The sequence below is a fragment of the Nitrospira sp. ND1 genome (assembly GCF_900170025.1).
GTDB lineage: Bacteria > Nitrospirota > Nitrospiria > Nitrospirales > Nitrospiraceae > Nitrospira_A.
Genome location: NZ_FWEX01000006.1, coordinates 218538 through 240920, shown reverse-complemented (window position 1 = coordinate 240920; position 22383 = coordinate 218538). Strand labels below are relative to the sequence as shown.

Genomic DNA, 22383 nt, shown 5'->3' with positions numbered 1-22383 from the left:
GGGAGGTGCGCGATGCGTACGGTCAGAATCCTGGGCTGTGGCCTGCTGATGCTTGCCGTGACGGTGTCCCCGGTTCGCGCCGACGATCCCTGTTCGGGAGATGAGGAGGAGAAGAGCGCCAAGGCGGCGGTCGCTGCTCTGACGAAGGCCGAACAGGCCGGGCGGCCGGCCGAGCTGTTCATGGCCTATCGATTCATCCTCGGCAACGAGTGTCTCGATCGTTACGACAAGACCGCCTTGTCCCGCGCCAAAACCGGTGTGCCGAAACTGGGCCGGGATTTGGCCAAGGCGGCTGAGGCGAAGGGCCTTTTGTATTCTGCCGATCCGGTGCGGAGCGATGGGCAGACCTCGGCGTTTCGCTATTTCGAGACCATCGGGGATTATGCCGATGCGAATCGTGTGATGATGAAAGCGCTGCAGGCGAAACCGGACGATCTCGCGCTCTTCACGACGGCCTGGGGTGTGGATGAAGGTCGTTGGGTGGTGCCGGATCCGAAAACAGGAGCGCGTCAGCCCTATGTCTCGCCGCAGGCCTATCGTCAGGACTTGCAGAAGATAGCGTCCTCCACGGCCGATCGCCTGATGAAAGTGGAAGAGCAGGCTGCAAAGGGGCTTTCCGGCAGTGCGATCGAAGTGGCTGCGGCCACCACCATGTCTCTTGAGAAGCTCAGAACCGCAGCCGGGTGGATGAAGTTCTTGTCGGCCGGCGACAAGGCGGCGCGGGAGCGGGCCGAGCAGCGGGGCGATACGATCACGGCGCGTTCCGATTCGACGTTCACCCAGGCGAATGCCCTGATGTACTTCGAGTTCGCCGGGTCGCCCAAGTCAAAAGACAAAGTCGCGCAGATGAAGAAGAAGATGGAAGCGTCCAGCCGTGCGTTGGAAAAGTCCGGTGAGAAAGTGAAGGGGGCCTTCGCGGAGCAGAGTCAGGCGGAGCAGAAGCAATTCGACAAAAAGAAAGCGGATCTCGAAAAAGAACTCGGATTCTAGCCATGGCCCCAGGCTTTCCCCGCCGTTCATTGTCGCTTGAACGGAGGGTTCACCTCGGCTATCCCGTCTTCGGTACGATGGAAATCATGCCGTTCGTTTCAAGGATCGCATACTTGATTTGGTCCATCCGCTCCAAACCATGCTTTTCCCGCGCAGCCGCGAGGATATCCCGTTCATCCACGCGCGCCCGGTGCATGAGTTCCTTCAACGGCCGGCCTTGATCGACCAGGATCAACGGCAGTCCGTCCAGATACCGCTCCATAGCAGAAGACCGCACTCATCAGACTCTTCTTTCCTCTGAGTTTTTGCCAGGGCTTCTCCTAGTCCTTCACTACGCGGAAAACCGCTATTCTCCACTCTACTGAGTATGTCGTAGGGAGAGTTTACAGACGACTCGCTAACGGAGGGTGGGACATGTCAAAATTGTTCACATATGTGTGCGTGGTATTGGCTGTGGTTGGAGTGACGAGTCAGGTTGGAAGGGCCGGCGAAGGCTCCCACAAAGGCTCTCGCAATAGTCACCACCAGGAGCTGCAAGGGGTGGTGGTGGAGAAGGGCGGCGCGCTTGCGGTGAAGGTTCCCAACGGCGCAACGTATCAGCTCAATGAGAACCGTGCCGAGCGTCATGGTCATGAATTGCCCAGAGCTGGCGACGAAGTCACCGTGGTCATTGATGAAAACAACATGGTGCTGGAAGTGCATCCCAAGGGCACGGAAGGCAAACATCGGTTTGTCACCGGTGAAGTTGTGTCAATCGGCACAATGCAAAATGAGATGACATTAAAGACCGCGAAGGGGGAGCAGAAGTTTCCGCTGGAGAAACAGGTGCTCTCAGCCTCCATCAAGGATGGCGCGCGGGTACGGGCGGAGCTGAACGAAGCCGGTCACATCATCGATGTGCATCCGGAAAAATCCGGCGCTCATTGATGCGTGGGTGACAGAATTAGTGAAGTGGAAACCGGGCTGCGGAAAGCCGCAGCCCGGCCTTTTTGTGGAAACTGCTTAGTGGGTCGCGACACTCTGCCGCTCTTCAAACGTGCCCGTTCCGCAGCCCAATCCTCCGTACATCATCCCGAAGAAGCCGCAGTAGGCACCGGCCTTGAACGCCCAGCTCGCGCGCGTGGCCTTCTCGATCCGGCCTTCATTCATCAGGAACGACACGTATTGTGAACCGACTGGAAGCATAGCGGGGAGGGGAACAATGACGACATAGAGAACGAGTCCAGACCATCGCAAGCCGTCGGTCTTGTAGATCCATTCTTCCTTGCCGCCTTCAAGCGACTCCACCCGATCTGGCTCGCCCCACTGTGCGCGGAGCTCGGCTGCAGTCTTGAGTGTCCGTTCTGGTTCGCCGTTGCGCACGTCGATCACACCTCTCGTCCGATCAATTTTGGGATGGTCGCTGGATTCAGTACGACTCCCCAGCGTCCAGGCCCCTAAACCGACGCATCCCTGCAGCAGCAAGGCCCCGGCCATCCAGATCACAACCTGTCGATACTTCCGCATACAGCCCTTTCTTTCTCGATAGAACCTCGGGGGTCGCAGTTCCATTTTCCGCCGCAGCCTACTCCTCGCCGGCAAAACAAGGAAGAGGCAGAGGTGTACTCGACGAAGAATGCTCTATTGTCGTCCAAGCGGCTACCTATTGACCATGGGATACGCGCCTGCTATCGTTCTGCTATCAATGCTCTGAATTTAGGAGGTCCCGGTGGCGCAGGTCCTTGTACGACAGCTCAATGAGCAGGTGGTCGAACGGTTAAAGAAGCGAGCGAAAGAGCATGGGCGGTCTTTGCAGTCGGAGGTGAAAACGATTTTGGAGGAAGCGGTTCCCGACTACGAAGGCGCTTGGTTGCGGATAGAAGGGTTCCGCAGCCGATTAAAAAAATCCGGTCGAAAATTCAGTGACAGCGCGGGGCTTATTCGTGAGGATCGTGATCGGTGAGTCGATACGTCGTTGATGCCAGCGTGGCAATCAAATGGTTTATTCCGGAAGTCCACTCGGAGGCGGCACTTCGGTTATGTCGCTCACAGATTCGACTGCATGTGCCGGCATTCGTGACGTTGGAACTGGGCAACGTCATCGTGAAGAAAATCCGGCGCGGGGAGCTCACGCTGGCTGAAGGCGAAACGATTAGAGGAGAGTTGAAGCAACTTCCGCTTCAGCAGCATGCCGATGCACGATTGTTTCCTGCCGCGTATCAGTTTGCGGTAGACACGCAACGAAGTCTGTACGATTGCCTGTACCTGGCGTTGGCTGCGGCGATTGACGGCATCCTCGTGACGGCTGATCGAAAATTCTACGCCGCTGTGGCCAAGGGCGTTTATGGGCGAAGGGTGCTGTGGGTGGAAGATCTTCCCCCCACAGCATAGCCTCCCGGAATGTGTTCAGGCTCTGTATCCTATTCTGGCTCACACCGCTCTCCTGAAAGTCGGTTTTCAGGCCACTGACTTCCCTCGCTCCTTGTCATCGGGTCGGTAATTGCCCCTTCCCCTCCCAAGGTAGGATATCGGTTGCAGGGCCGGCCTGAGTACCATCCGCCCACAGGGAGGATCTGATGGCACCTCGTCGGTACGTTCGAACCTACTACCGGTTTCCGCTCAACTATCCGGTCATTTTCGGCGGGGCGCCCTTTGTCGGGGAGGGCGTGCTAACCAACCTGTCGCTAAAGGGCTGTTCCGTCATGTGCGATAGAGAAGTCCTCTGCGGCAGCGACGTGCGCGTGAGTGTGCTCCTCAACCATCAGCCGCCGGCACTCCCCATCGACCTCGGCACGATCAAATGGGTGAAGGGGCGTCATTTCGGTGTGGAGTTTGTCCGTCTTCCCCTTGAAGCCCAACAACGCCTCAATCGCACGCTCCGGACTGAACTGATCGAATGGTTGAAGAGCCGCCAGAGCAGCAGTGCCCTGCCGGAAACATCCAATCCGGACAACTAACCTGCGTTCGTTTCCTCACTTTTCGAGGCGCCCCTAGTCTCTCGCCAACGAAATCACGCACTCTTGCCACCCGGCAGCGTCCTTGGCTGATGGCCGCTCGTGCCGCTGTCTAGACAAACGGTCCTCGCGTTTCCAGTCTGATCGACCCATTGCTTCAAGTTATCAGACTGATACACCGATGTAGGAAATGGACTGGCGGCGTCGTTTGACACGTGTATGAACATCCTTCACCTCGGCAATCCGTTCTTTCTGCAGGACTTCAGGCAGCTCGGCCATGATGTCAAATGGGCGGCGTTCGATCGCACGGCCGATTTCGTCCTGAGCCCGTACGTGGAAAGCCTGCATAGTCTTTCGGCGCAGTTTCCGGCGCGATGGTTTCCCAACTTGGTTGTGGTGGGGGACGATAGTGGGCCGCCGAAGCTGTTAGGGCTGGAGGCGCTCGACGTGCCGTTGGTGTGGTATGCGATCGACTCCCATCTCCATGCAAGTTGGCATCAACAGTATGCGGCGGCGTTCGACGTCATCTGTGTGGCGCAGAGAGACTGGGTCTCCCGGTATCGGGTTGATCCTGACCGGCAAATCGTCTCGTGGCAGCCCCTGTTCTGTCATGTGCCCGACGATGGGGATTCGGGCCGCTTACGGGATACGCCACTCTCGTTCGTCGGAACACTCAACCGGCAGTGGAATCCGGAGCGTGTCGCGTTGATCGAAGGCCTGCAACGACGGTATCCCATTGCGGTGGGGAGCGGCTCGTACCGCGAACCCTTCAATCGTTCCCTGATGGTGCTGAATCAATCGGCCGCCAATGACGTGAATTTCCGTACCTTCCAGGCCATGGCTTGCGGGGCGCTCCTGATCGGCGAGCGGATCGGAAACGGTTTCAACGACTTGTTCCAGGATCGGACCCATTGTGCCCTCTATGACAGGGGCAATGTCGAGCAGGTGATCGAGATCGTCGCACACTACTGCGGCCGTCCGGCCGAGCGGGATGCGGTGGCAAGGCAGGGATATGAGGCGGTGATGGCCTCCCACACCAGTTTGCACCGGGCGCAGGCCATTCTGCAGGTGGTGGAGACGGCGCCGCTTCAAGGCCAGATTCGGGTTCGCCGTTCGCGGCACCTCCAAATTCAATCGTCGCTCGTCCTGGTATATGAAAGCGCCGAACGCACGCATCTCCAGGCGGCCGAACGGACGCCGGAAGGACCCAGGAAGCAGTACCTGCTCACGGTTGCCGGGCAGTATCGGTTTCTCGCCACGACCATTCGCACGCAACTCGGTCTCCAGGTCGCCTGCTAGCCCGGACTATTCTACGTCGTCCGATCCTCCCGCCCCGGCGGGGGTTTTCTCGTTCGGCCTCCTCGGTGGAATGCTAGTACGCCTGCGTCGGCCTTACTTGCGAGAAGCCCCGGCGGGCTTCGGTCTCAAACGACTCACGACGGCATTCATGAATAATCCTGGCTAGAGGCGCTTGAAGCCTCCCGCTACGACCGCTCTCATCTTGCGCAGCGATGCATCGTGACGCGTGACATAGACCACGTTCACCCCTGTTTGGGGGTGCGCAACGCCGCTGGGGCCTGCCATTTCCGGCCGGTCAGGCCCAACCGTTATGGCGGCTCCTGCGGGCTAGGTTTCTCCCTTCTAACTCCGGTATAATCCGCAATTCATTCCGTTCTAAAAGACTGGCCCCGGTCCAGTTCACGTTCGGTCAACTCAGCGCCGACTGGTGCGTTGTCTCCCACGGTGTTCGATACAAGAAACGCTTCAGAGTCACGCTTCGATAAGGAGTTTGGAATGACTGAAAAAGACGAGAAAAAACGCGCGTTGGACCTGGCCCTGGCCCAGATTGAAAAGCAATATGGGAAAGGTGCGGTGATGAAGCTTGGCGCGGACGACCGTCCCGCGGATGTCCCGGCGATCTCCAGCGGCTCGTTGGGGTTGGATATTGCCCTCGGTGTAGGGGGCTTCCCTCGCGGGCGCGTGATCGAAATCTTCGGCCCGGAGTCTTCCGGCAAAACGACGTTGACTCTGCATGCCATTGCCGAGGCACAAAAGGCGGGCGGCGTGGCGGCGTTCATCGATGCGGAACATGCGCTGGATCTGACCTATGCCAAAAAGCTCGGCGTGCAGACCGACGATCTCCTCGTCTCGCAGCCGGATACGGGGGAGCAGGCGCTCGAAATTGCAGAAACCCTGGTGCGCAGCGGCGCGATCGATGTGATCGTGGTCGATTCCGTGGCGGCCCTGGTGCCGCGCGCGGAAATCGAAGGCGAGATGGGCGATTCCCATATGGGATTGCAGGCACGACTGATGTCGCAGGCGCTTCGTAAACTGACGGCAGCGATTTCCAAGTCGCAGACCACCCTGATTTTCATCAATCAGATCCGTATGAAGATCGGCGTGATGTTCGGCAATCCCGAAACTACGACCGGCGGCAACGCGCTGAAGTTTTATTCCTCGGTGCGTCTCGACATCCGCCGCATTGAATCGATCAAGGACGGTCAGGATGTGACCGGCAGCCGCGTGCGGGTCAAGGTGGTCAAGAACAAGATGGCGCCGCCGTTCAAACAGGCGGAGTTCGACATCATGTTTGCCGAAGGCATTTCGAAATCCGGCGAGCTCGTCGATATCGGCGTGGAGAAGCGCGTGGTGGAGAAAGCCGGGGCCTGGTACTCCTACAAAGGTGAACGATTGGGGCAGGGGCGTGAAGCCGTCCGCGATTTTCTCAAGGCGAATCCCGCCATTGCGAAAGAGATCGAGGGCAAGGTGCGCGATCTCGCCGGTCTGCCTTCCCGCGGCACTGAAAAGAAGGTCGAGGGGAAAGAAGCCAAGGATGAGAAGCCCGAACGGAAGCCAGAGGGACGCCAGGACGATAAACGCGGTCACAGTGCCAGAGTCACGACCTAGGTGGTGGCAGTGCGGACAGCGCGCAGCCCAGAGCGGCGTATGAAACCGACGCCGGATTATCTCACGCTGGCGATCAAGTATCTCGCGCGGACCGATCGGACCGTGGCCCAGGTCGAGCGGTATGTTCTGGAAAAAGGTGCGAGCCGGGCGGAAGAGCGCCTCGTCGTTCGTGAACTGGAGCGCAGAGGTTATCTGAACGATCAGGCCTATGCGATCCGATGGGCGGAAACGAGACTGTCGCGACATCCGATGGGCCGTGAACGGCTCAAGGCGGAACTGCTCAGCCGTGGCTTTGAGGACAGTGTCGCAGAGCGGGCGTTGCGGCAGGCATACCGTTCGATTTCCGAACAGGAGTTAGCCTGCCAGGCGCTCGAAGGGCGTGCGAGCCGGACGCGTCCGGCTCAATGGGTGCGGTTTCTGCGGCAACGCGGGTTCGATGACGACACGATTCAGCAAGTCACTCAAGTAGATTTGGAGACGGGGTTGGACGAGTTATGAGCCAAAGTGTGAACGATCTGCGACGAGCCTTCATCCAGTACTTTGAACAGCAGGGACATCGGGCGGTTCCGAGCGCTCCCTTGATTCCCCAGGCAGACCCGACGCTGCTGTTTACGAACGCCGGCATGAATCAATTCAAGCGGGTGTTCCTGGGCGAGGAGACGCGTGCGTATAACCGGGCGGTGACCGTACAGAAGTGCCTGCGCGCCGGCGGCAAGCACAACGATCTCGAAAATGTGGGGTACACAAGGCGTCACCACACCTTTTTCGAAATGCTCGGCAACTTCTCCTTCGGCGACTATTTCAAGGAAGACGCCATCCGGTTCGGCTGGGAGTTTCTGACCTCAGTCGTCGGGCTCTCGAAAGACCGGATGTGGATCACGATCTTCCGCGAGGACGATGAAGCCGACCGTCTCTGGAGAAAGATCGGCGTCTCCCCGAGTCGGATTGTACGTTGCGGCGAGAAGGATAATTTCTGGCAGATGGCGGATACGGGCCCTTGCGGTCCCTGCTCTGAGCTCCATTTCGATCAGGGCCCCTCGGTGCCGGGCGACGCGACGCCGAACGGAGAAGGCGACCGGGTCATCGAGATCTGGAACCTGGTGTTTATGCAGTTTAATCGCGACAGTGCGGGCACCCTGAATCCGCTGCCGAAACCGAGCATCGATACCGGCATGGGCCTGGAACGGTTGACGGCGGTGGCGCAAGGGCGGCTCAGCAACTACGACAGCGATTTATTTGCGCCCTTGTTGGCGGCGATCGGAGGCAGGGCCGGAGCGGAGTACGGTGCAGTGGAACAAGCGGATCGTTCCATGCGCGTCATTGCGGATCACTTGCGGGCCATCACATTCCTCATGGCCGACGGCGTCTTGCCGTCGAATGAAGGACGTGGATATGTGCTCCGCCGGATTCTGCGACGCGCGGCTCGCCATGGCCGGTTGCTGGGTATTACCGAACCGTTCCTGCATGAACTGACGGCGACGGTCGTGGAGCAAATGGGCGAGGCCTATCACGAATTGCGTCCGGCAGCCGGTACGGTGGCGGAGGCGACACGGGGCGAAGAAGAACGGTTTATCGCCACCCTCGACCAGGGGTTGCCGATTCTCAACGACATGCTGACCAAGGTGCGAGCCTCCGGTCAAAACATGCTCTCGGGCACCGAAATTTTTAAGTTGTATGACACCTATGGCTTTCCGATGGACCTCATTGCGGAAGCCTGCCGTGAGCAGGACATCCGACTCGATGAGACGGGATTTGAAGCGGCCATCGAAGAGCAGCGCACGCGCGCCAGGAAAACGGGGGGCTTCGAGGGTGAGACGGCCCGCCCCGCATTGAGTGAAGTGGCCGCTCGTGTCGGCACTACGGCATTCGTCGGCTACGAGCACCTGAATTCGGAAGGTGTCGTGCAGGCGTTGCTCAAGGGCGATCGGCTGGTGAAGGACGCGCGTGAAGGTGATGACATCGAAGTCGTGCTGGATGTCACGCCGTTCTATGCGGAAGGCGGCGGGCAGGCCGGCGATCAAGGACTCCTGACCGGTCCCGATGGCCGTGTGGAGATTCGTGAAACCACCAGGCCGGTGCCGACCTTGATCGTGCACAAGGGCGTAGTCACATCCGGTTCGATCCGTGAGGGGGAGCGGTTGCAGCTCTCCGTGAATCGTCGCACCCGGCACGATGCGGCCCGCAATCATACGGCGACGCATTTGGTGCATGCCGCCCTGCGGGATCTGCTGGGGCCGCATGTGAAACAGTACGGGTCGCTGGTGGCGCCCAATCGGCTGCGGTTTGACTTTGCGCATTTCCGCCCATTGGCCTCACGCGACATCGACGAGATCGAATCGATCGTCAATGAGCAGGTGCGTCAGGATCAGCCGGTGCAAACGGATGTGATGGGGGTGCAGGAGGCCGTGGCCGGCGGGGCGCTGGCGTTTTTCGGCGACAAGTATGGCGATCAGGTGCGAGTGGTTCATATCGACACCTTCAGCAAGGAATTGTGCGGCGGTACGCATTGCCGGCGCACGGGCGAAATCGGCCTGTTCCGGATCGTGTCTGAATCGGGAGTGGCCGCCGGTGTGCGCCGCATCGAATGTCTCACCGGCAGTGGCGCGTTGGATTCGCTCAAGCGATTGGAAGCGGATGTTCGTGAGTTGTCCGACCTCCTGAAAGTGGCGCCGGGTGAAGTCGTCGCCCGTACCCGCAAACTGAACGAGCAACTGAAAGAGAAGGAACGGGAACTCGCGGAAGTGAAGCTCAAGATGGCGAGTACCTCCTCAGGCGACGCGCAGGCGCGCGAGATCAAGGGTGTGCAGGTCCACGCGCAACGCACGGACGGCCTCGATGTGAATGGCATGCGGGCGCTGGCCGATCAACTGCGCGATAAGCTTCGCAGCGGCGTCGTGGCGCTCGGGGCGGCGAATGACGGCAAAGTGTCGCTGCTCGTCGTGGTAACGAAGGATCTGGTGGGCCGTCTGAAAGCGGGCGAACTTATTAAGGAGATGGCAACGGAAGTGGGCGGGACCGGGGGAGGACGTCCTGAGATGGCGCAGGCCGGAGGAAAAAATCCCGAGGGACTCGGCACCGCGTTAGAAAAAGTTTTTGGGTTGGTCCAGAAGGCCCTCGAAGGGTAGACTGATGAAAGGCCGACGGATTCTCGCCATCGATCACGGCTCCAAGCGGATCGGGTTTGCCCTGAGTGATGAGCTCGGGTGGACGGCCCAGCCGCTGGAAACGTTTTACCGGCGAAATCCCGATGCCGATATCCGGCATATCCAGGACCTGGTTCGTGAACACGAAGTCGGGCAGGTTCTGGTCGGCATGCCGTTGCGGTTGGATGGCGAGATCGGTCCCGCGGCCAAAGTCGTCGCGGAGTTCATCCAGTTACTGGAGCCGGCACTGTCTGTCCCGGTGATCACCTGGGATGAACGGATGACTACCTGCGCGGCGGAGGACCTGCTGATTGCGGCTGACGTCGGCCGCCGGAAGCGGAAGGGGATCGTCGACCGTATTGCCGCGGCGATTCTCCTGCAGAGTTATCTGGCGAGTTTGGAACAGCCGGCCACCAGCCAGGCGAACGATCTGAACGCATCCGTGGAGACCGATCCCTGGGTCTTTGACGAACCCCGAGTCGATGATGCAGAAGAAAGCGATCATGGGTCTGGCCCTGGCGGCAGTGATGTTCGCGGCTCTCGCGGGATATCTGGTGCTGCGTTGGGCTCAAAGCCCCGTCGCGAGCGGACCTCCTAAACCTCCCTCCCACATTGTCCTCATTCCTGAAGGCAGCACCTTTCAGCAGGTCGCCGCTCTTCTCAAAAACGAACAGTTGATCCGCAGCCGGTCAGCTTTTGTATTGCTGGGCAAGACACGGGACATCGATCGCAAGATCCGCCCCGGTGAGTATGAGTTGGATGCCGGTATGTCGCCGCAGGACATTCTGACGAAGCTGTTGGCCGGTCGAGTGGTGCTGCATCCCGTCACGATCCCGGAAGGATACAGCCTGACGCAGATTGCCGAAGTGCTGGCGGCGCAGCAGGTGACGGATACGAAAGAGTTCACGAAGCTGGTGCGAGATCGCACGTTTATTTCGACCCTCGGCATCGAGGCCGATTCCCTCGAAGGGTATCTCTTTCCCGAAACCTATTCCTTTGCGAAGGGTACGAAGGCGCGGGAGGTGATTAAGGCGATGGTCGATGGTCTCCATCGTGTCTGGGGTACCGAGTTGCAGGAGCAGGCGGCCCGCATGAAAATGTCCCTGCATCAGGTGCTGACCCTCGCCTCTGTCATCGAAAAAGAAACCGGAGCGAAGCACGAGCGGGAACTGATTGCGGCGGTGTTTCATAATCGGTTGCGGAAAAAGATCCCGCTTCAGAGCGACCCGACGGTGATCTACGGGTTACCGGCGTTCGACGGGAACATTCACAAGCGCGATCTCTCCGTCATGAGCCCCTACAATACCTATCGTGTGCAGGGTCTCCCGCCAGGACCGATCGCCAGCCCCGGGGCCCATTCATTGCGTGCGGCGCTGTTTCCCGCCCAGGCGTCGTATTTGTATTTCGTGTCGCGGAACGACGGGACCCATCAATTTTCTTCCACGCTGGCCGAGCACAATCAAGCGGTGGAGAAATATCAGAAACAGTACTTCCGCAAACGTGCCAGGGGCAACCTTGTCGCCCACGGTGCGTGATCGTATTGAGAACCGGTCACGACACGTCCTGTCTAATTTCCTCATCGATCGTAGAATGTGAAAGGGACATTCGTATGAGTGTGAAGTCGTGGAATGAATCGTTGCCGCGTTACCTGGACCATACGGTGCTGCGTCCGGAGGCTACTAAGGCCGATGTGTTACGCCTCTGCGCGGAAGCCAGGGAGCAAGGATTTGTCGTGATTTTCGTGCCGCCCTGTTATGTGGATGAGGCGGTTGCCGCGGTTGCAGGAACCAATGTCCAGGTGGGCATCCCCATCGGGTTTCCCCTTGGCGGGCATTCGACTCACGCCAAGGTGACGGAGGCCATGGAGGCGGTGGCGCATGGCGCGCGGGTGCTCGATATGGTGATCAACATCAGCCGTTTGAAGTCCGGCGATTACGATGTGGTGCGAAACGATATGGCCGCCGTCGTTCAAGCGACGCCGGGCGTGAATCATAAGGTGATTCTGGAAACTTGCCTGCTGACGAGAGAAGAAAAGATCACTGCCTGCCGTCTGGCCGTCGAGGCCGGGATGGACTATGTGAAGACCTCGACCGGATTCAATCAGGCCGGAGCGACAGTGGAAGACGTTCGGCTGATGAAAGAAGCCGTGGCCGGACGGGCCAAGGTGAAGGCGTCCGGTGGAATCAGAGATTGGAAGACCACGCGGGAATTGCTGGAGGCAGGGGCCGACCGGATCGGCACTAGTGCGAGTCTGAAGATTCTGAGTGAATGGCGCGCCGCGCTGGTTGCGGTGCGATGAACCGCCATCCGTGTGAAAGCCTTGCTCGTTCCGGTGGATTTGGTATAGTGCGCCCATGATGACTCGAATCGTATTGCTGGTGCTCGATGGTTTCGGGATCGGTGCTTTGCCCGATGCCGACCTGTATGGCGACGCCGGCTGCAACACCCTGCAGCGGCTGGCTGCCATTTCGAAGGGGCTCGCCCTGCCGAATTTTGAGCAACTCGGTCTCGGGCATCTGGGCCAGTTTCAAGGTATCCGCCCGATGGTGCAGCCGGAAGGCTGCTACGGGACTCTCGGGTTTTCGACCAAGGGAAAAAATTCTCTCTCCGGGCATTGGGAAATCGCCGGATACGTGATCGAAGAAGGCGAGCGCCCCTGTGAAACCTTTACGACCGAGCTGGCGAATGCGCTCGAGGCCGCGCTGGGACAGAAGACCCTGGGCAATTGCCGTGCGGTCACGCAGGAGCCGATCGTCGAGTTCGGCGGACAGCATCAGAAATCGGGGATGCCCATCGCCTGGATCGATACGGCAGGGACTATTTTTCTGGCGGCGCACGAGCAGGTGGTGCCGCCTGAAGAACTCTATCGCCTGGCCCGTGAAGCCCGAAAGTTGCTCAAGGGCATGGTGCCGATTCTGCGTGTGGTCGCCTGCCCCTTCGTCGGGCAATCAGGCAAGTTTACTGCGACGGAGCGGCGGCGTGATTTTGCCGTGGAGCCACCGGGGCTGACGTTACTGGATCACTTGAGCCGGGCCAGCCAGCTCGTCATCGGGGTAGGAAAGGTCGGCGACCTGTTCAGCGGGCGCGGGGTGACGAGATCGGTGCCGCTGTTCCAGGCGGAAGCCGTCATGGATGAAGTGGTGGGTATGTTCAGCAAGGTGCCGCGCGGTCTGATTTACGCAAGCCTCCCGGTCATCAATCCCGATCTTCAGACCACAGTGTCTACATTGCAGCAGATCGATCGTCGGCTGCGGGATTTGCAGGAATCCCTCAAGGTCGGAGACGTGTTGATCATCACCGGCGATCACGGCTTCGACTGTGCGAGGCCGAATCCCGGTCATTCACGCGAATATGTGCCCTGTCTCGTGAGCGGTCCGCGTCTCGCGCGCGGTGTGAACCTCGGAACCAGATCGACCGCGGCGGACCTTGGCCAAACCATCGGCGAAGCGTTGGGCGCGACCAGACTGCCCTGGGGCGACAGTTTCCTGGATGCGCTGCAGTCTCGGTAGAGCTTGAGTATTCATCAATAGCGGCGGCTGGCGAAAGGATCATCTGTGTCGATCGATGCGACGTTGAAATCTCTCGGGATCGAATTGCCCGCTCCGCCGAAACCGGTGGCGAGTTATGTTCCGGCCGTGCTGGCCGGTGATCTGCTCTATCTCAGCGGCATCTTGCCGTTTCGCGACGGGCAGGTGGCGATCACGGGCAAGCTGGGAGCGGATGTGACGGTCGAACGGGGAGCCGAAGCGGCGAGACTGGCGCTGCTGAATGCCTTGGCGGTGATCCGGCACGAGCTCGGTTCGTTGGATCGCGTCCAGCGGATTGTGCGTGTCGTGGGGCATGTGGCATCAGCCTCCGGGTTTGTGCAGCAGCCGGCTGTCATCAATGGCGCGTCCGATCTGTTGGTGCAGGTGTTCGGCGAGGCCGGACGCCACGCTCGCGTGGCGCTGGGTGCGGCAGAGTTGCCCTTGCACGCTGCAATTGAACTCGAATTGCTGGTCCAGGTCCGACCATAAAAAACTTTCTTAAGACTGTTCCCTTCCTGCCGCGCCTGCTTGCCTTGACATCAAAAAAATCCGCTTGTTATAGTCCGTGAGCCCCTTCGTTCATTGCCGTACCCCCCATCCGGCCTCGCTGCCTCAGTTGCGTGGGGTTTCCGTGCCACGTGCGGGGCGTTCGTCTGATGTGTCATCATTTCAGCCTTGCCCGAGCCTGCTGGTCAGGCCTACGCCGAGGCTGTTTGTAGGGAGTGCCATCCCATGCAATACATCGCTCGTATGCTGCTCGGTGTCGCTCTGTTCGCAGGCCCGGTCGTTTCCGGAGAAGTCCGGGCAGAGGGGCCGGTTCTTCATCCCAATGCTGCCGTGCCGGGATCGACCCTCTCGATCACCGGGAAGGGGTTCGGCCCCTATAAATCGACGAAGTTTAATCAGGTGACCTTCAAGGGCGTGCCGGCCTTGATCCAACGCTGGGAGGCCGATCTCATTGAGGTGCGCGTGCCTTCGCAGGCTGCCAATGGACCGGTCGACATCATCATCGGCAAGAAACATCTGAAGGCCGGGTCCTTTACCCGATTACAGCCCGCCATTCAGTCCTTGTCGCCGGCTGAGGCCGAACCGGGAACGATTCTGGAGATCACGGGCGAACATTTCGGCAACACTGCCGGTCCGCGCGATCCGAACACGATTTTTGGCGTCAATACTGTGGCCGTGGGCGATGTGACGGTGCGCGTCCGTAAGTGGCGTGACGATAAGATTGAAGTGGAACTGCCGGGCAATGTGCAGTCGGGTGATGTGGTGATTCGCATGGCTTCGTCCGATCCGTTGCCGGACGGGTCTTGCTGTGCGCCGGTCAAGCAGGTGGTGAGCAATTCGATGCCGATGAAGGTGCTGGCGTCGGTGCGGGTCGATCCTACGAGTGGGCCGGTCGGAACGAAGGTGGTGCTGTTCGGCAAAGGGTTCGGGACGTCCAGGAACCCTGAGGATGGCGTGCTCTTTGGCGGGCATCTGGCCACCGTGTCGCAGTGGACGGATACGACCATTGTGGTGCATGTGCCGCTCGATGCCCAAACCGGTCCGGTCGTGATGAAGCGCAATGGGCAGGAACGGGCCATCGGGACGTACACTGTACAGACGCCCCAGGCCACCGGGCTGACTCCGGCCGAGGCGCCTATCGGCACGTTGTTGAAAATCACGGGAGAGAATTTTGGATTTTATTCGGAGGCCGGGTCTACGCCCTTTAACTATATCGATTTTTCGTTGAGTGAAAACACTGTCGAGATCGGCGGGGTGCAGGCGATCGTGTATCGATGGGGCCACGACCGCATTGATGTCTGGGTGCCCTTCAGCGCGAAAAGTGGTCCGGTGGTGGTCAAACGTGCTGCCAATGCTCCCAAGCCGGATGGCACGTGCTGCGCCGATAAGAAGGTGCTTGAAACGCAAGTCGGCAATTTTACGCTCGTCACACCGAAGATCGATTCCTACAGTCCGACCACCGGGGGATTGGACGAGGTGGTGACGATCAAGGGGAGCGGGTTCGGGAAGTTTCTCAAGACGGCCGAACCAAGCAAGGTTATCACGGATAGCGTCTATGCCCGGGTTGCGCCCGTGTTGGGAGAAAACGTATCCCGCACCGAAGTGTTGTTCAACGGAGTCGGGGCGATCGTGCAGTCCTGGACGGACACGGAAATCACAGTCAAGATTCCTCATCGCCATTCCTACGGCGTGGGCAAGCTCGGCGAGTTTAATCCGGATCTGACGTCCGGGCCGCTCGTGGTCCGTCGTGGATCGTGGGATCTCCTGCCGGACGGCTCCTGTTGCACCCCGAAGAAGTGGCTTACGCTCGAGGCCGGCACGTTTACGATCCAGCCTACCGGACTGCCTGATGCGAGTTACTGGCGGAATCAAAGTTCAGAGAATACCCACCACCAACAATGAGGCGTCGTACGTTGCATATCCTGGCAGTTGTATCGTGGTTGTTCATCGCCCTCCTGTGCGCAGGCACGGCCGAGGCGACTTCCCCGGAGAGCCGGGCTACCGTAGCTATGCAGAAAAGTGGGTCTGAAGCCACACTGCTGGGCATGTTCTTTCACGATCCTCAACTTGGCTGGGCCGTGGGGTCCGGCGGAACGATTCTCAAGACAACCGACGGCGGCCGCAAATGGAAGAAGCTCTCCAGCGGCACCACGTCGCTGCTGACGGCCGTGTATTTCCAGGATGCTCGTCGAGGATGGGTCGTGGGCGCCAATGGCACCGTGCGGACCAGCCGGGATGGTGGAGAAACCTGGAGCGCCGTGTTTGTGTCCACGCAGGCCCCGCTCTATGGGATCGCGTTTGTGACGCCTCAGAAGGGCTGGCTGGTCGGCGGCAATGGCACCATTCTACAGACGACCGACGGTGGAGAGAACTGGACGGATCAAGCCAGCGGCACGAGCGCCGCGCTACATTCCATTGTGTTGACCAACCAGCAGCATGGGACAATCGTCGGGGCGCTGGGCACGATTCTCACGACATCCGACGGTGGCGTGACGTGGACGCCGCAGGTCAGCCAGAGTTCTGCGACGTTCTTCGATGTGGCCTTCGCAGATGAGGCGAACGGCTGGGCGGTCGGCAATGCCGGGGCGTTGTTTCAAACGACCGACGGCGGCACCCACTGGATCGACCGAACCTTACCCTGCGGCCGGACCTGTAATAAACTCACGGATCTGATTCGTGTTCGTTTTATCGACGCGCAGCAAGGCTGGATCGTGGGAGAGCATGGGCAGATTTTGCGAACCACCGATGCAGGATTTAATTGGGTGGAAGAAGCCAGCCCCGTGAAACGCTCGCTCATGGCCTTGAGTTTTCCTCATACCACCGCCGGGTGGGCGGCAGGCGAGGGGGGCACCATCATTTCGATCAGCCCTGGCCGTCGGTAGCGCTCGCCAGATCCCGATCCTACCCCAGTCGGCCCAATCGACTTTGCACAATACTCAGTGCAGTAACTGCTGCGGTGTCCGCACGGAGGATACACGAGCCGAGACTCACGGCCTGGCACTGCTGAGCCAGGGCCAGAGTGATCTCTTCTTCTGCCCATCCTCCTTCAGGTCCGATCATCACGGTGAGCTGTTCCGAGGGGAGACTCGGCAGGGGTATCCTGGCCAATGCGGCAGCCTCATGGCGTTCTGCCAGGAGAAGCGAGCAGGTCGCTTTGTGAGTGGAGAAGAAGCGGCGTGACTCCAGCGGTTCCAACACTTCCGGGGGCTGCCACTGCTCCGATTGTTGCGCCGCTTCGGTGGCGATGCGCTGCCAGCGGGCCACTTGGGCGGCGATCCTGTCCGGCTGCGGTCGTACGACCCCATGCCGTGAGACGAGGGGAAGGATCGTCCGCACGCCCAACTCGCTCGCCTTTTGCACCACCCAATCCATATGGTCGCCTTTGAGCAGGGCTTGTGCGAGCAGCAGGGGGGGGCCGGTCTCGACGGGTCCCAGCCGTTGTTCGAGAATCTCCGTCATCACCGCCTGCTGGGATACGTACGTCACCCGCACACGATATCGTCGCCGTTGTTCATCGGTGAGCCAGAGATCTTCGCCGGGTTTGACGCGTAGGCTGGCCCGCACATGATGGCAGAGATCGCCCGTGAGGGTGATCTGGGTTTCACGAATATCTAATGAGGAGACGAAGAAAGCCGGCATGGTGGTCGGCGGAACAGGTGGGGCGGTGATCGGTCTATTCGAAGAACGTTTTCATCTTGTCGAGAAAGCCTTCGCCCTCGGTGTCTTTCGTGTAGCCGCTTTCCTTGGCAAATTCTTCAAGCAGCTCTTTTTGCTTTGAATTGAGCTTGGTCGGAATCTCGACTTTCACGTTGAACAGCTGATCGCCGGTATGGCCGCCCTTGAGGTTTGGAAAGCCGAGGCCTTTGATGCGGAGGATTTTGTCCGGCTGCGTGCCGGCAGGGATCTTCATGAAGGTGTTGCCTTTGAGCGTCGGCACCTCCACACGCCCACCCAGGATGGCGGTGACGAGATTGACGGGGAGTTCGGACACGATATCCTGGCCTTCCCGCCTAAAATGAGGATGGGGCTTCACGGTGATGGCAACATACAGGTCCCCCTGAGGGCCGCCCTGGACGCCGTGTTCGCCCTCGTTCGCGAGACGCAGGCGCATGCCGGTTTCGATCCCGCCGGGAATTTGCACGGAGAGCATGCGTTCCTTGCGGATACGCTGCCGCCCGCCGCAGGCCTGGCAGGGTTCGGTGATGATCTGTCCGACCCCTTCGCATTGACCGCAGGGCCGGCTGACGCTGAAAAAACCCTGTTGGAACCGGAGTTGGCCCTGTCCCTTGCAGGCCGGGCACATTTTAATGGCCGTGGCTGAGCGCGCTCCGGTGCCTTTGCAATCGGCACAGATTTCCCAGCGGGGGATTTTGAGTTTCGCTTCCTTTCCGAATACCGACTCTTCAAACGTCACCTCAAGGTTGTATTGCAGGTCGTTGCCGCGCTCGGCGCGGGCACGTCCGCGAGGCTGGCCGAAGAAGTCTTCGAAAATATCGTTGAAGATGTCGCCGAATCCGCCCTGTCCGCCGAAATCGAATCCCTCCGCTCCCTGCGGTCCACCGGCATGGCCGAAGGCATCGTATCGCCGCCGTTTTTCCTGGTCGCTGATGACCTCGTAGGCTTCGTTCAGCTCTTTGAATTTTTCTTCCGCGGATTTTTTCTGTTCCGGCGATGTGTGGAGATCGGGGTGGTGCTGGCGGGCAAGTTTCCGGAATGCCTTCTTGATCTCGTCGTCGGAAGCGGTTCGCTCAATGCCGAGAGTTTCGTAGTAGTCGCGCTTAGCCACGGAAGATTCTTACCCGGTTAAATGTGCAACACGACCGAGCTTCACGCATGGTGAAACTCGGTCGTGCAATCGGTGAGGGTCTTACTTTTTGTCTTTGTCGACTTCTTCGAACTCCGCGTCCACGACCTTTTCATCGGTCTTGGCCTGCGCGCCGCCGTCTCCGGATGAAGCAGCTGCATCAGCCCCGGCGCCGGCACCGGCTGCGGCAGAGGCTTTCTTGTACATCTCTTCAGCCAGCTTATGGGATGCCGTGGTCAGCGTTTGCGTGGCCGTTTCGATGGCTGCGGGATCGTCGCCTTCCATCGCCTTACGGAGTCCGGCGATGGCTTCGGTGATCTTGGTCTTATCGTCTTCGCCGATCTTATCGCCATGCTCGCTCAGGTTCTTTTCGGTGCTGTACAGCAACGAGTCGGCCTGGTTACGCGCTTCAGCCACCCGACGACGTTTCTTGTCATCCTCGGTGTGGGACTGGGCGTCCTTGACGAGCTTATCGACTTCGTCCTTGCTGAGTCCGCTCGAGGCCGTAATCTTGATGGACTGTTCCTTCTGTGTGGCCAGGTCTTTGGCCGCCACATGCACGATACCGTTGGCATCGATGTCGAAGGAGACTTCGACCTGCGGCATGCCGCGCGGAGCGGGAGGAATGCCGACGAGATCGAACTGTCCCAACAGCTTATTGTCGTTCGCCATTTCACGTTCGCCCTGGAATACGCGAATGGTGACGGCTGTCTGGTTGTCGGCAGCGGTCGAGAACACCTGGCTCTTCTTCGTGGGAATTGTGGTGTTTCGCTCGATCAACTTCGTGAAGACGCCGCCGAGCGTCTCAATGCCGAGCGACAAGGGCGTGACATCCAGCAACAGCACGTCCTTGACTTCGCCCTTAAGCACGCCGCCCTGAACACCGGCTCCGATGGCGACGACTTCGTCGGGGTTCACGCCGCGATGCGGTTCTTTGCCGAAGAATTCCTTCACGACCTGGATGACTTTCGGCATGCGGGTCATGCCGCCGACGAGCACGACTTCCTGGATGTCTTTCGCGCTCACACCGGCATCCGCCAAAGCCTTCCGGCAGGGCTCGATGGTCCGTTGGATGAGGTCGCCGACGAGTTGTTCCAGCTTTGCGCGGGTCAACTTCGTGACCATGTGCTTCGGGCCGCTGGCGTCCGCCGTAATGAACGGCAGGTTGATCTCGCTTTCCTGAGACGAGGAGAGTTCGATCTTGGCCCGCTCCGCCGCTTCCTTGAGGCGTTGCAACGCCATCCGGTCTTTGCGCAGGTCGATACCTTGATCTTTCTTAAACTCCTCGACGAGCCAGTCCATCACACGCTCGTCGAAGTCGTCGCCACCGAGATAGGTGTCGCCGTTCGTGGACTTGACCTCGAACACGCCGTCGCCGATTTCCAGGACGGACACGTCGAACGTCCCGCCGCCGAGATCGTAGACGGCAATGCGCTCGTCTTTTTTCTTGTCGAGACCGTAGGCCAGTGAGGCCGCCGTGGGTTCGTTGATGATGCGCAGGACGTTCAATCCGGCGATCTGCCCCGCATCCTTGGTGGCCTGGCGCTGGCTATCATCGAAATAGGCCGGGACCGTCACCACTGCTTCAGTGACCTTCTCACCCAGGTAATCTTCGGCGGTCTGCCGCATCTTCTGCAGAATCATGGCGGAGACTTCCGGCGGGCTGTAACGCTTTCCGCGCAACTCGACGTGCGCATCGCCGTTGTCCGCCTCCACCACCTTGTAGGGGAGCCGCTTCATGGCTTCCTGCACTTCTTTGCTGCGGAACTTGCGTCCCATGAGACGCTTGACTGAGAAAATGGTGTTTTCAGGATTGGTGATGGCTTGCCGCTTGGCGATTTGTCCGACCAGGCGCTCGTTCTTATCCGTGATGCCCACCACCGACGGAGTTGTGCGACTTCCTTCCGCATTGGCGATGACGACCGGGTCTCCACCGCTCATGATAGCGACGCAGGAGTTCGTCGTGCCGAGGTCGATTCCGATAACTTTGCCCATGGGTTGGCTCCTTCGCAAAAAATATCAATACATGAACGGTCGTGTCAGTTGTGCTTGCGAAACCTGTTCTTCACACCGATGATTCGGCCCTAGTTTGCGGCTCCGGTCGACACGGTCACCATGGCGGCGCGGAGGATGCGGTCTTGGAGGAGATATCCCTTTTGATACTCTTCCACGACATGGTTTTCAGGGATCGTGTCTGACGGAACCTGGGCGACTGCCTGTTGCGTGGCTGGGTCAAAGGCCAGGCCGACGCTCTCCACTGCTTTGACACCGAACTTCGTCAGCGCGCCAACGAGTTGCTTCAGCGTCAATTCCACACCCTCTGTCAACGCATCGACGGAGCCGCTTCCCTTCGACGACTTAATGGCGCGCTCAAGATTGTCCAGCACGGGTAGAAGTTCCTTGAGGATCTGTTCGTTCCCGAACTTGATTTGCTCACGTTGATCGCGTTGAGCCAGCCTCTTGTAGTTGTCGAACTCTGCGGCGAGCCGCAAATACTTTTCGTTGAGGGCTTTGCATTCGTCGGACTTGGCATCCAGCACCTGCTGGAGTTCATTGACACCCTCCATCGTGCCGGAAGATGCCTCGCTGGAACCGTCTAAGTTGTCGATACTGTGAATATTCTTGTCGTCTTGAGACATTGATTACACCTTTGCTGGGGAGTGAGATAGCCACCGGAGAACGGAAGTCAACGGGGAATAGAAAGAAATCATCGTTTTTTCAGCTCTCTAAGGGTTTGAGGCGAGGGGTAACGTCAGTCTGCGGTGAGCCAGGCCTAGGTCAGGCGGTTTCGATGGTACAGGAGTTCCAAGCCTTCAAGCGTCAGGAAGGGGCGGACTTCTTGGATCGTTTCGGTCTCCTGGGCGATGACCGTCGCGAGCCCTCCGGTGGCGATGACGGTCGATGTCCGTCCGAGTTCTCGCTCCATGCGTCGGACGATACCGTCCACCAGCCCAACATAGCCGAACAGCAGACCGCTTTGAATGCCGCCGATCGTATCGGTGCCGATGACGGTTTTGGGCCGGATGATTTCCACCTTCGGCAGCTTGGCGGTACGGGAAAACAGAGCGTCGGCTGAAATTCCGAGACCCGGTGCGATGACACCGCCGAGATACTCGGCGGATTTGGTCACGGCGCAGAAGGTGGTGGCGGTTCCGAAGTCGACGATAATGAGATCGGACCGATACCGCGCATAAGCCGCGGCGGCGTTGACGATGCGGTCGCTGCCGATTTCCTTCGGGTTGGCATACCGCAAGGTGAGCCCGGAATCGGTATCGGGTCCGACGATCACCGGTGTTCGGTGAAAGTAGGTTTGCACCAGGGAGTCGAAGGTGCCGGTCAGCGCGGGCACGACGCTCGAGAGAATGCAGCCCGTAATCTGCTCCGGGGTGAAGCCGGCGTTGTTGAGCAGATTGAGCAACAGAATGCCGTATTCATTGTCGGTTCGCCGTGATTCGGTGGCGAGGCGCCAATGCCCGCGCAGGGTGGAATCTTCGAACAGGCCCCACACCACGTTGGTATTTCCGATGTCGATGGTCAGCAGCATCGTGTCTCCACTCTACCCCAACAGGTTG

The 22383-nt window shown here is 59.4% G+C and carries 23 protein-coding genes; 16 read left to right on the top strand and 7 right to left on the bottom strand.

The window, feature by feature from the left end; genetic code table 11:
- The first annotated feature begins 12 nt into the window (after positions 1-12).
- The gene (locus NSND_RS05645; protein WP_080878062.1) at positions 13-990 is read left to right on the top strand and encodes a hypothetical protein; all 978 of its coding nucleotides are present in this window, start codon (positions 13-15) and stop codon (positions 988-990) included.
- Positions 991-1048: 58 nt separating this feature from the next.
- Here NSND_RS05645 and NSND_RS05640 read toward each other — a convergent pair whose 3' ends face one another.
- Positions 1049-1267, bottom strand: coding sequence for a YetF domain-containing protein (locus tag NSND_RS05640; RefSeq protein WP_200810506.1), 219 nt, complete (start codon positions 1265-1267; stop codon positions 1049-1051).
- A 263-nt stretch (positions 1268-1530) separates the two neighbouring features.
- Between NSND_RS05640 and NSND_RS05635 the strand changes: the two genes are divergently transcribed.
- Positions 1531-1917 (top strand): hypothetical protein, encoded by a 387-nt coding sequence (locus NSND_RS05635; protein ID WP_143833422.1) that lies wholly within the window; start codon positions 1531-1533, stop codon positions 1915-1917.
- Between the two features lie 75 nt (positions 1918-1992).
- Here the strand turns inward: NSND_RS05635 and NSND_RS05630 are convergent, their stop codons facing one another.
- Positions 1993-2496: a hypothetical protein gene (locus NSND_RS05630; RefSeq protein WP_080878059.1), complete on the bottom strand. Its 504-nt coding sequence runs from the start codon at positions 2494-2496 to the stop codon at positions 1993-1995.
- A 202-nt stretch (positions 2497-2698) separates the two neighbouring features.
- Between NSND_RS05630 and NSND_RS05625 the strand changes: the two genes are divergently transcribed.
- The 14 genes from NSND_RS05625 to NSND_RS05560 all read left to right on the top strand — a co-directional run bounded on the left by NSND_RS05625 (position 2699) and on the right by NSND_RS05560 (position 16889).
- Complete coding sequence (locus NSND_RS05625; protein WP_080878058.1) at positions 2699-2932, top strand: FitA-like ribbon-helix-helix domain-containing protein; 234 nt, start codon at positions 2699-2701, stop codon at positions 2930-2932.
- Positions 2929-3360, top strand: coding sequence for a type II toxin-antitoxin system VapC family toxin (locus NSND_RS05620; protein ID WP_080878057.1), 432 nt, complete (start codon positions 2929-2931; stop codon positions 3358-3360). The genes NSND_RS05625 and NSND_RS05620 overlap by 4 nt, the downstream gene beginning before the upstream one ends.
- Before the next feature lie 185 nt (positions 3361-3545).
- Positions 3546-3926 carry a PilZ domain-containing protein gene (locus NSND_RS05615; protein ID WP_080878056.1) on the top strand — a complete coding sequence of 127 codons (381 nt, stop codon included), beginning with the start codon at positions 3546-3548 and terminating at the stop codon, positions 3924-3926.
- Between the two features lie 216 nt (positions 3927-4142).
- Entirely contained in the window at positions 4143-5222 is a 1080-nt protein-coding gene (locus tag NSND_RS05610; protein WP_080878055.1) for a glycosyltransferase family protein, read from the top strand.
- A 495-nt stretch (positions 5223-5717) separates the two neighbouring features.
- Entirely contained in the window at positions 5718-6830 is a 1113-nt protein-coding gene (gene recA, locus NSND_RS05605; RefSeq protein WP_080878054.1) for a recombinase RecA, read from the top strand.
- Between the two features lie 39 nt (positions 6831-6869).
- Positions 6870-7328: a regulatory protein RecX gene (locus NSND_RS05600; RefSeq protein WP_080878053.1), complete on the top strand. Its 459-nt coding sequence runs from the start codon at positions 6870-6872 to the stop codon at positions 7326-7328.
- Complete coding sequence (alaS, locus tag NSND_RS05595) at positions 7325-9955, top strand: alanine--tRNA ligase (RefSeq protein WP_080878052.1); 2631 nt, start codon at positions 7325-7327, stop codon at positions 9953-9955. The genes NSND_RS05600 and alaS overlap by 4 nt, the downstream gene beginning before the upstream one ends.
- A 4-nt stretch (positions 9956-9959) precedes the next feature.
- Complete coding sequence (gene ruvX, locus NSND_RS05590; protein ID WP_143833421.1) at positions 9960-10571, top strand: Holliday junction resolvase RuvX; 612 nt, start codon at positions 9960-9962, stop codon at positions 10569-10571.
- Complete coding sequence (gene mltG / locus NSND_RS05585) at positions 10456-11508, top strand: endolytic transglycosylase MltG (protein ID WP_080878051.1); 1053 nt, start codon at positions 10456-10458, stop codon at positions 11506-11508. The genes ruvX and mltG overlap by 116 nt, the downstream gene beginning before the upstream one ends.
- Before the next feature lie 74 nt (positions 11509-11582).
- Positions 11583-12272, top strand: coding sequence for a deoxyribose-phosphate aldolase (gene deoC, locus NSND_RS05580; RefSeq protein WP_080878050.1), 690 nt, complete (start codon positions 11583-11585; stop codon positions 12270-12272).
- 55 nt (positions 12273-12327) lie between these two features.
- Positions 12328-13482 (top strand): phosphopentomutase, encoded by a 1155-nt coding sequence (locus NSND_RS05575; RefSeq protein ID WP_080878049.1) that lies wholly within the window; start codon positions 12328-12330, stop codon positions 13480-13482.
- Positions 13483-13527: 45 nt separating this feature from the next.
- The gene (locus NSND_RS05570) at positions 13528-13989 is read left to right on the top strand and encodes a RidA family protein (protein WP_080878048.1); all 462 of its coding nucleotides are present in this window, start codon (positions 13528-13530) and stop codon (positions 13987-13989) included.
- A 243-nt stretch (positions 13990-14232) separates the two neighbouring features.
- A complete protein-coding gene (locus tag NSND_RS05565; protein WP_080878047.1) occupies positions 14233-15909 on the top strand; it encodes an IPT/TIG domain-containing protein in 1677 nt (558 codons plus the stop codon).
- A 107-nt stretch (positions 15910-16016) separates the two neighbouring features.
- Entirely contained in the window at positions 16017-16889 is an 873-nt protein-coding gene (locus NSND_RS05560; RefSeq protein WP_159450647.1) for a WD40/YVTN/BNR-like repeat-containing protein, read from the top strand.
- A gap of 19 nt (positions 16890-16908) precedes the next feature.
- Here NSND_RS05560 and NSND_RS05555 read toward each other — a convergent pair whose 3' ends face one another.
- From NSND_RS05555 to NSND_RS05535, 5 genes are all read right to left on the bottom strand, one after another.
- Positions 16909-17646: an RsmE family RNA methyltransferase gene (locus NSND_RS05555; RefSeq protein ID WP_080878045.1), complete on the bottom strand. Its 738-nt coding sequence runs from the start codon at positions 17644-17646 to the stop codon at positions 16909-16911.
- 34 nt (positions 17647-17680) lie between these two features.
- Entirely contained in the window at positions 17681-18793 is a 1113-nt protein-coding gene (gene dnaJ / locus NSND_RS05550; protein WP_080878044.1) for a molecular chaperone DnaJ, read from the bottom strand.
- Positions 18794-18874: 81 nt separating this feature from the next.
- On the bottom strand, positions 18875-20806 hold the full coding sequence (gene dnaK / locus NSND_RS05545; RefSeq protein ID WP_080878043.1) for a molecular chaperone DnaK: 1932 nt from the start codon (positions 20804-20806) through the stop codon (positions 18875-18877).
- Positions 20807-20895: 89 nt separating this feature from the next.
- Positions 20896-21450, bottom strand: coding sequence for a nucleotide exchange factor GrpE (gene grpE / locus NSND_RS05540; RefSeq protein WP_080878042.1), 555 nt, complete (start codon positions 21448-21450; stop codon positions 20896-20898).
- Positions 21451-21584: 134 nt separating this feature from the next.
- Entirely contained in the window at positions 21585-22355 is a 771-nt protein-coding gene (locus NSND_RS05535) for a type III pantothenate kinase (RefSeq protein WP_080878041.1), read from the bottom strand.
- Between the last annotated feature and the right edge of the window lie 28 nt (positions 22356-22383).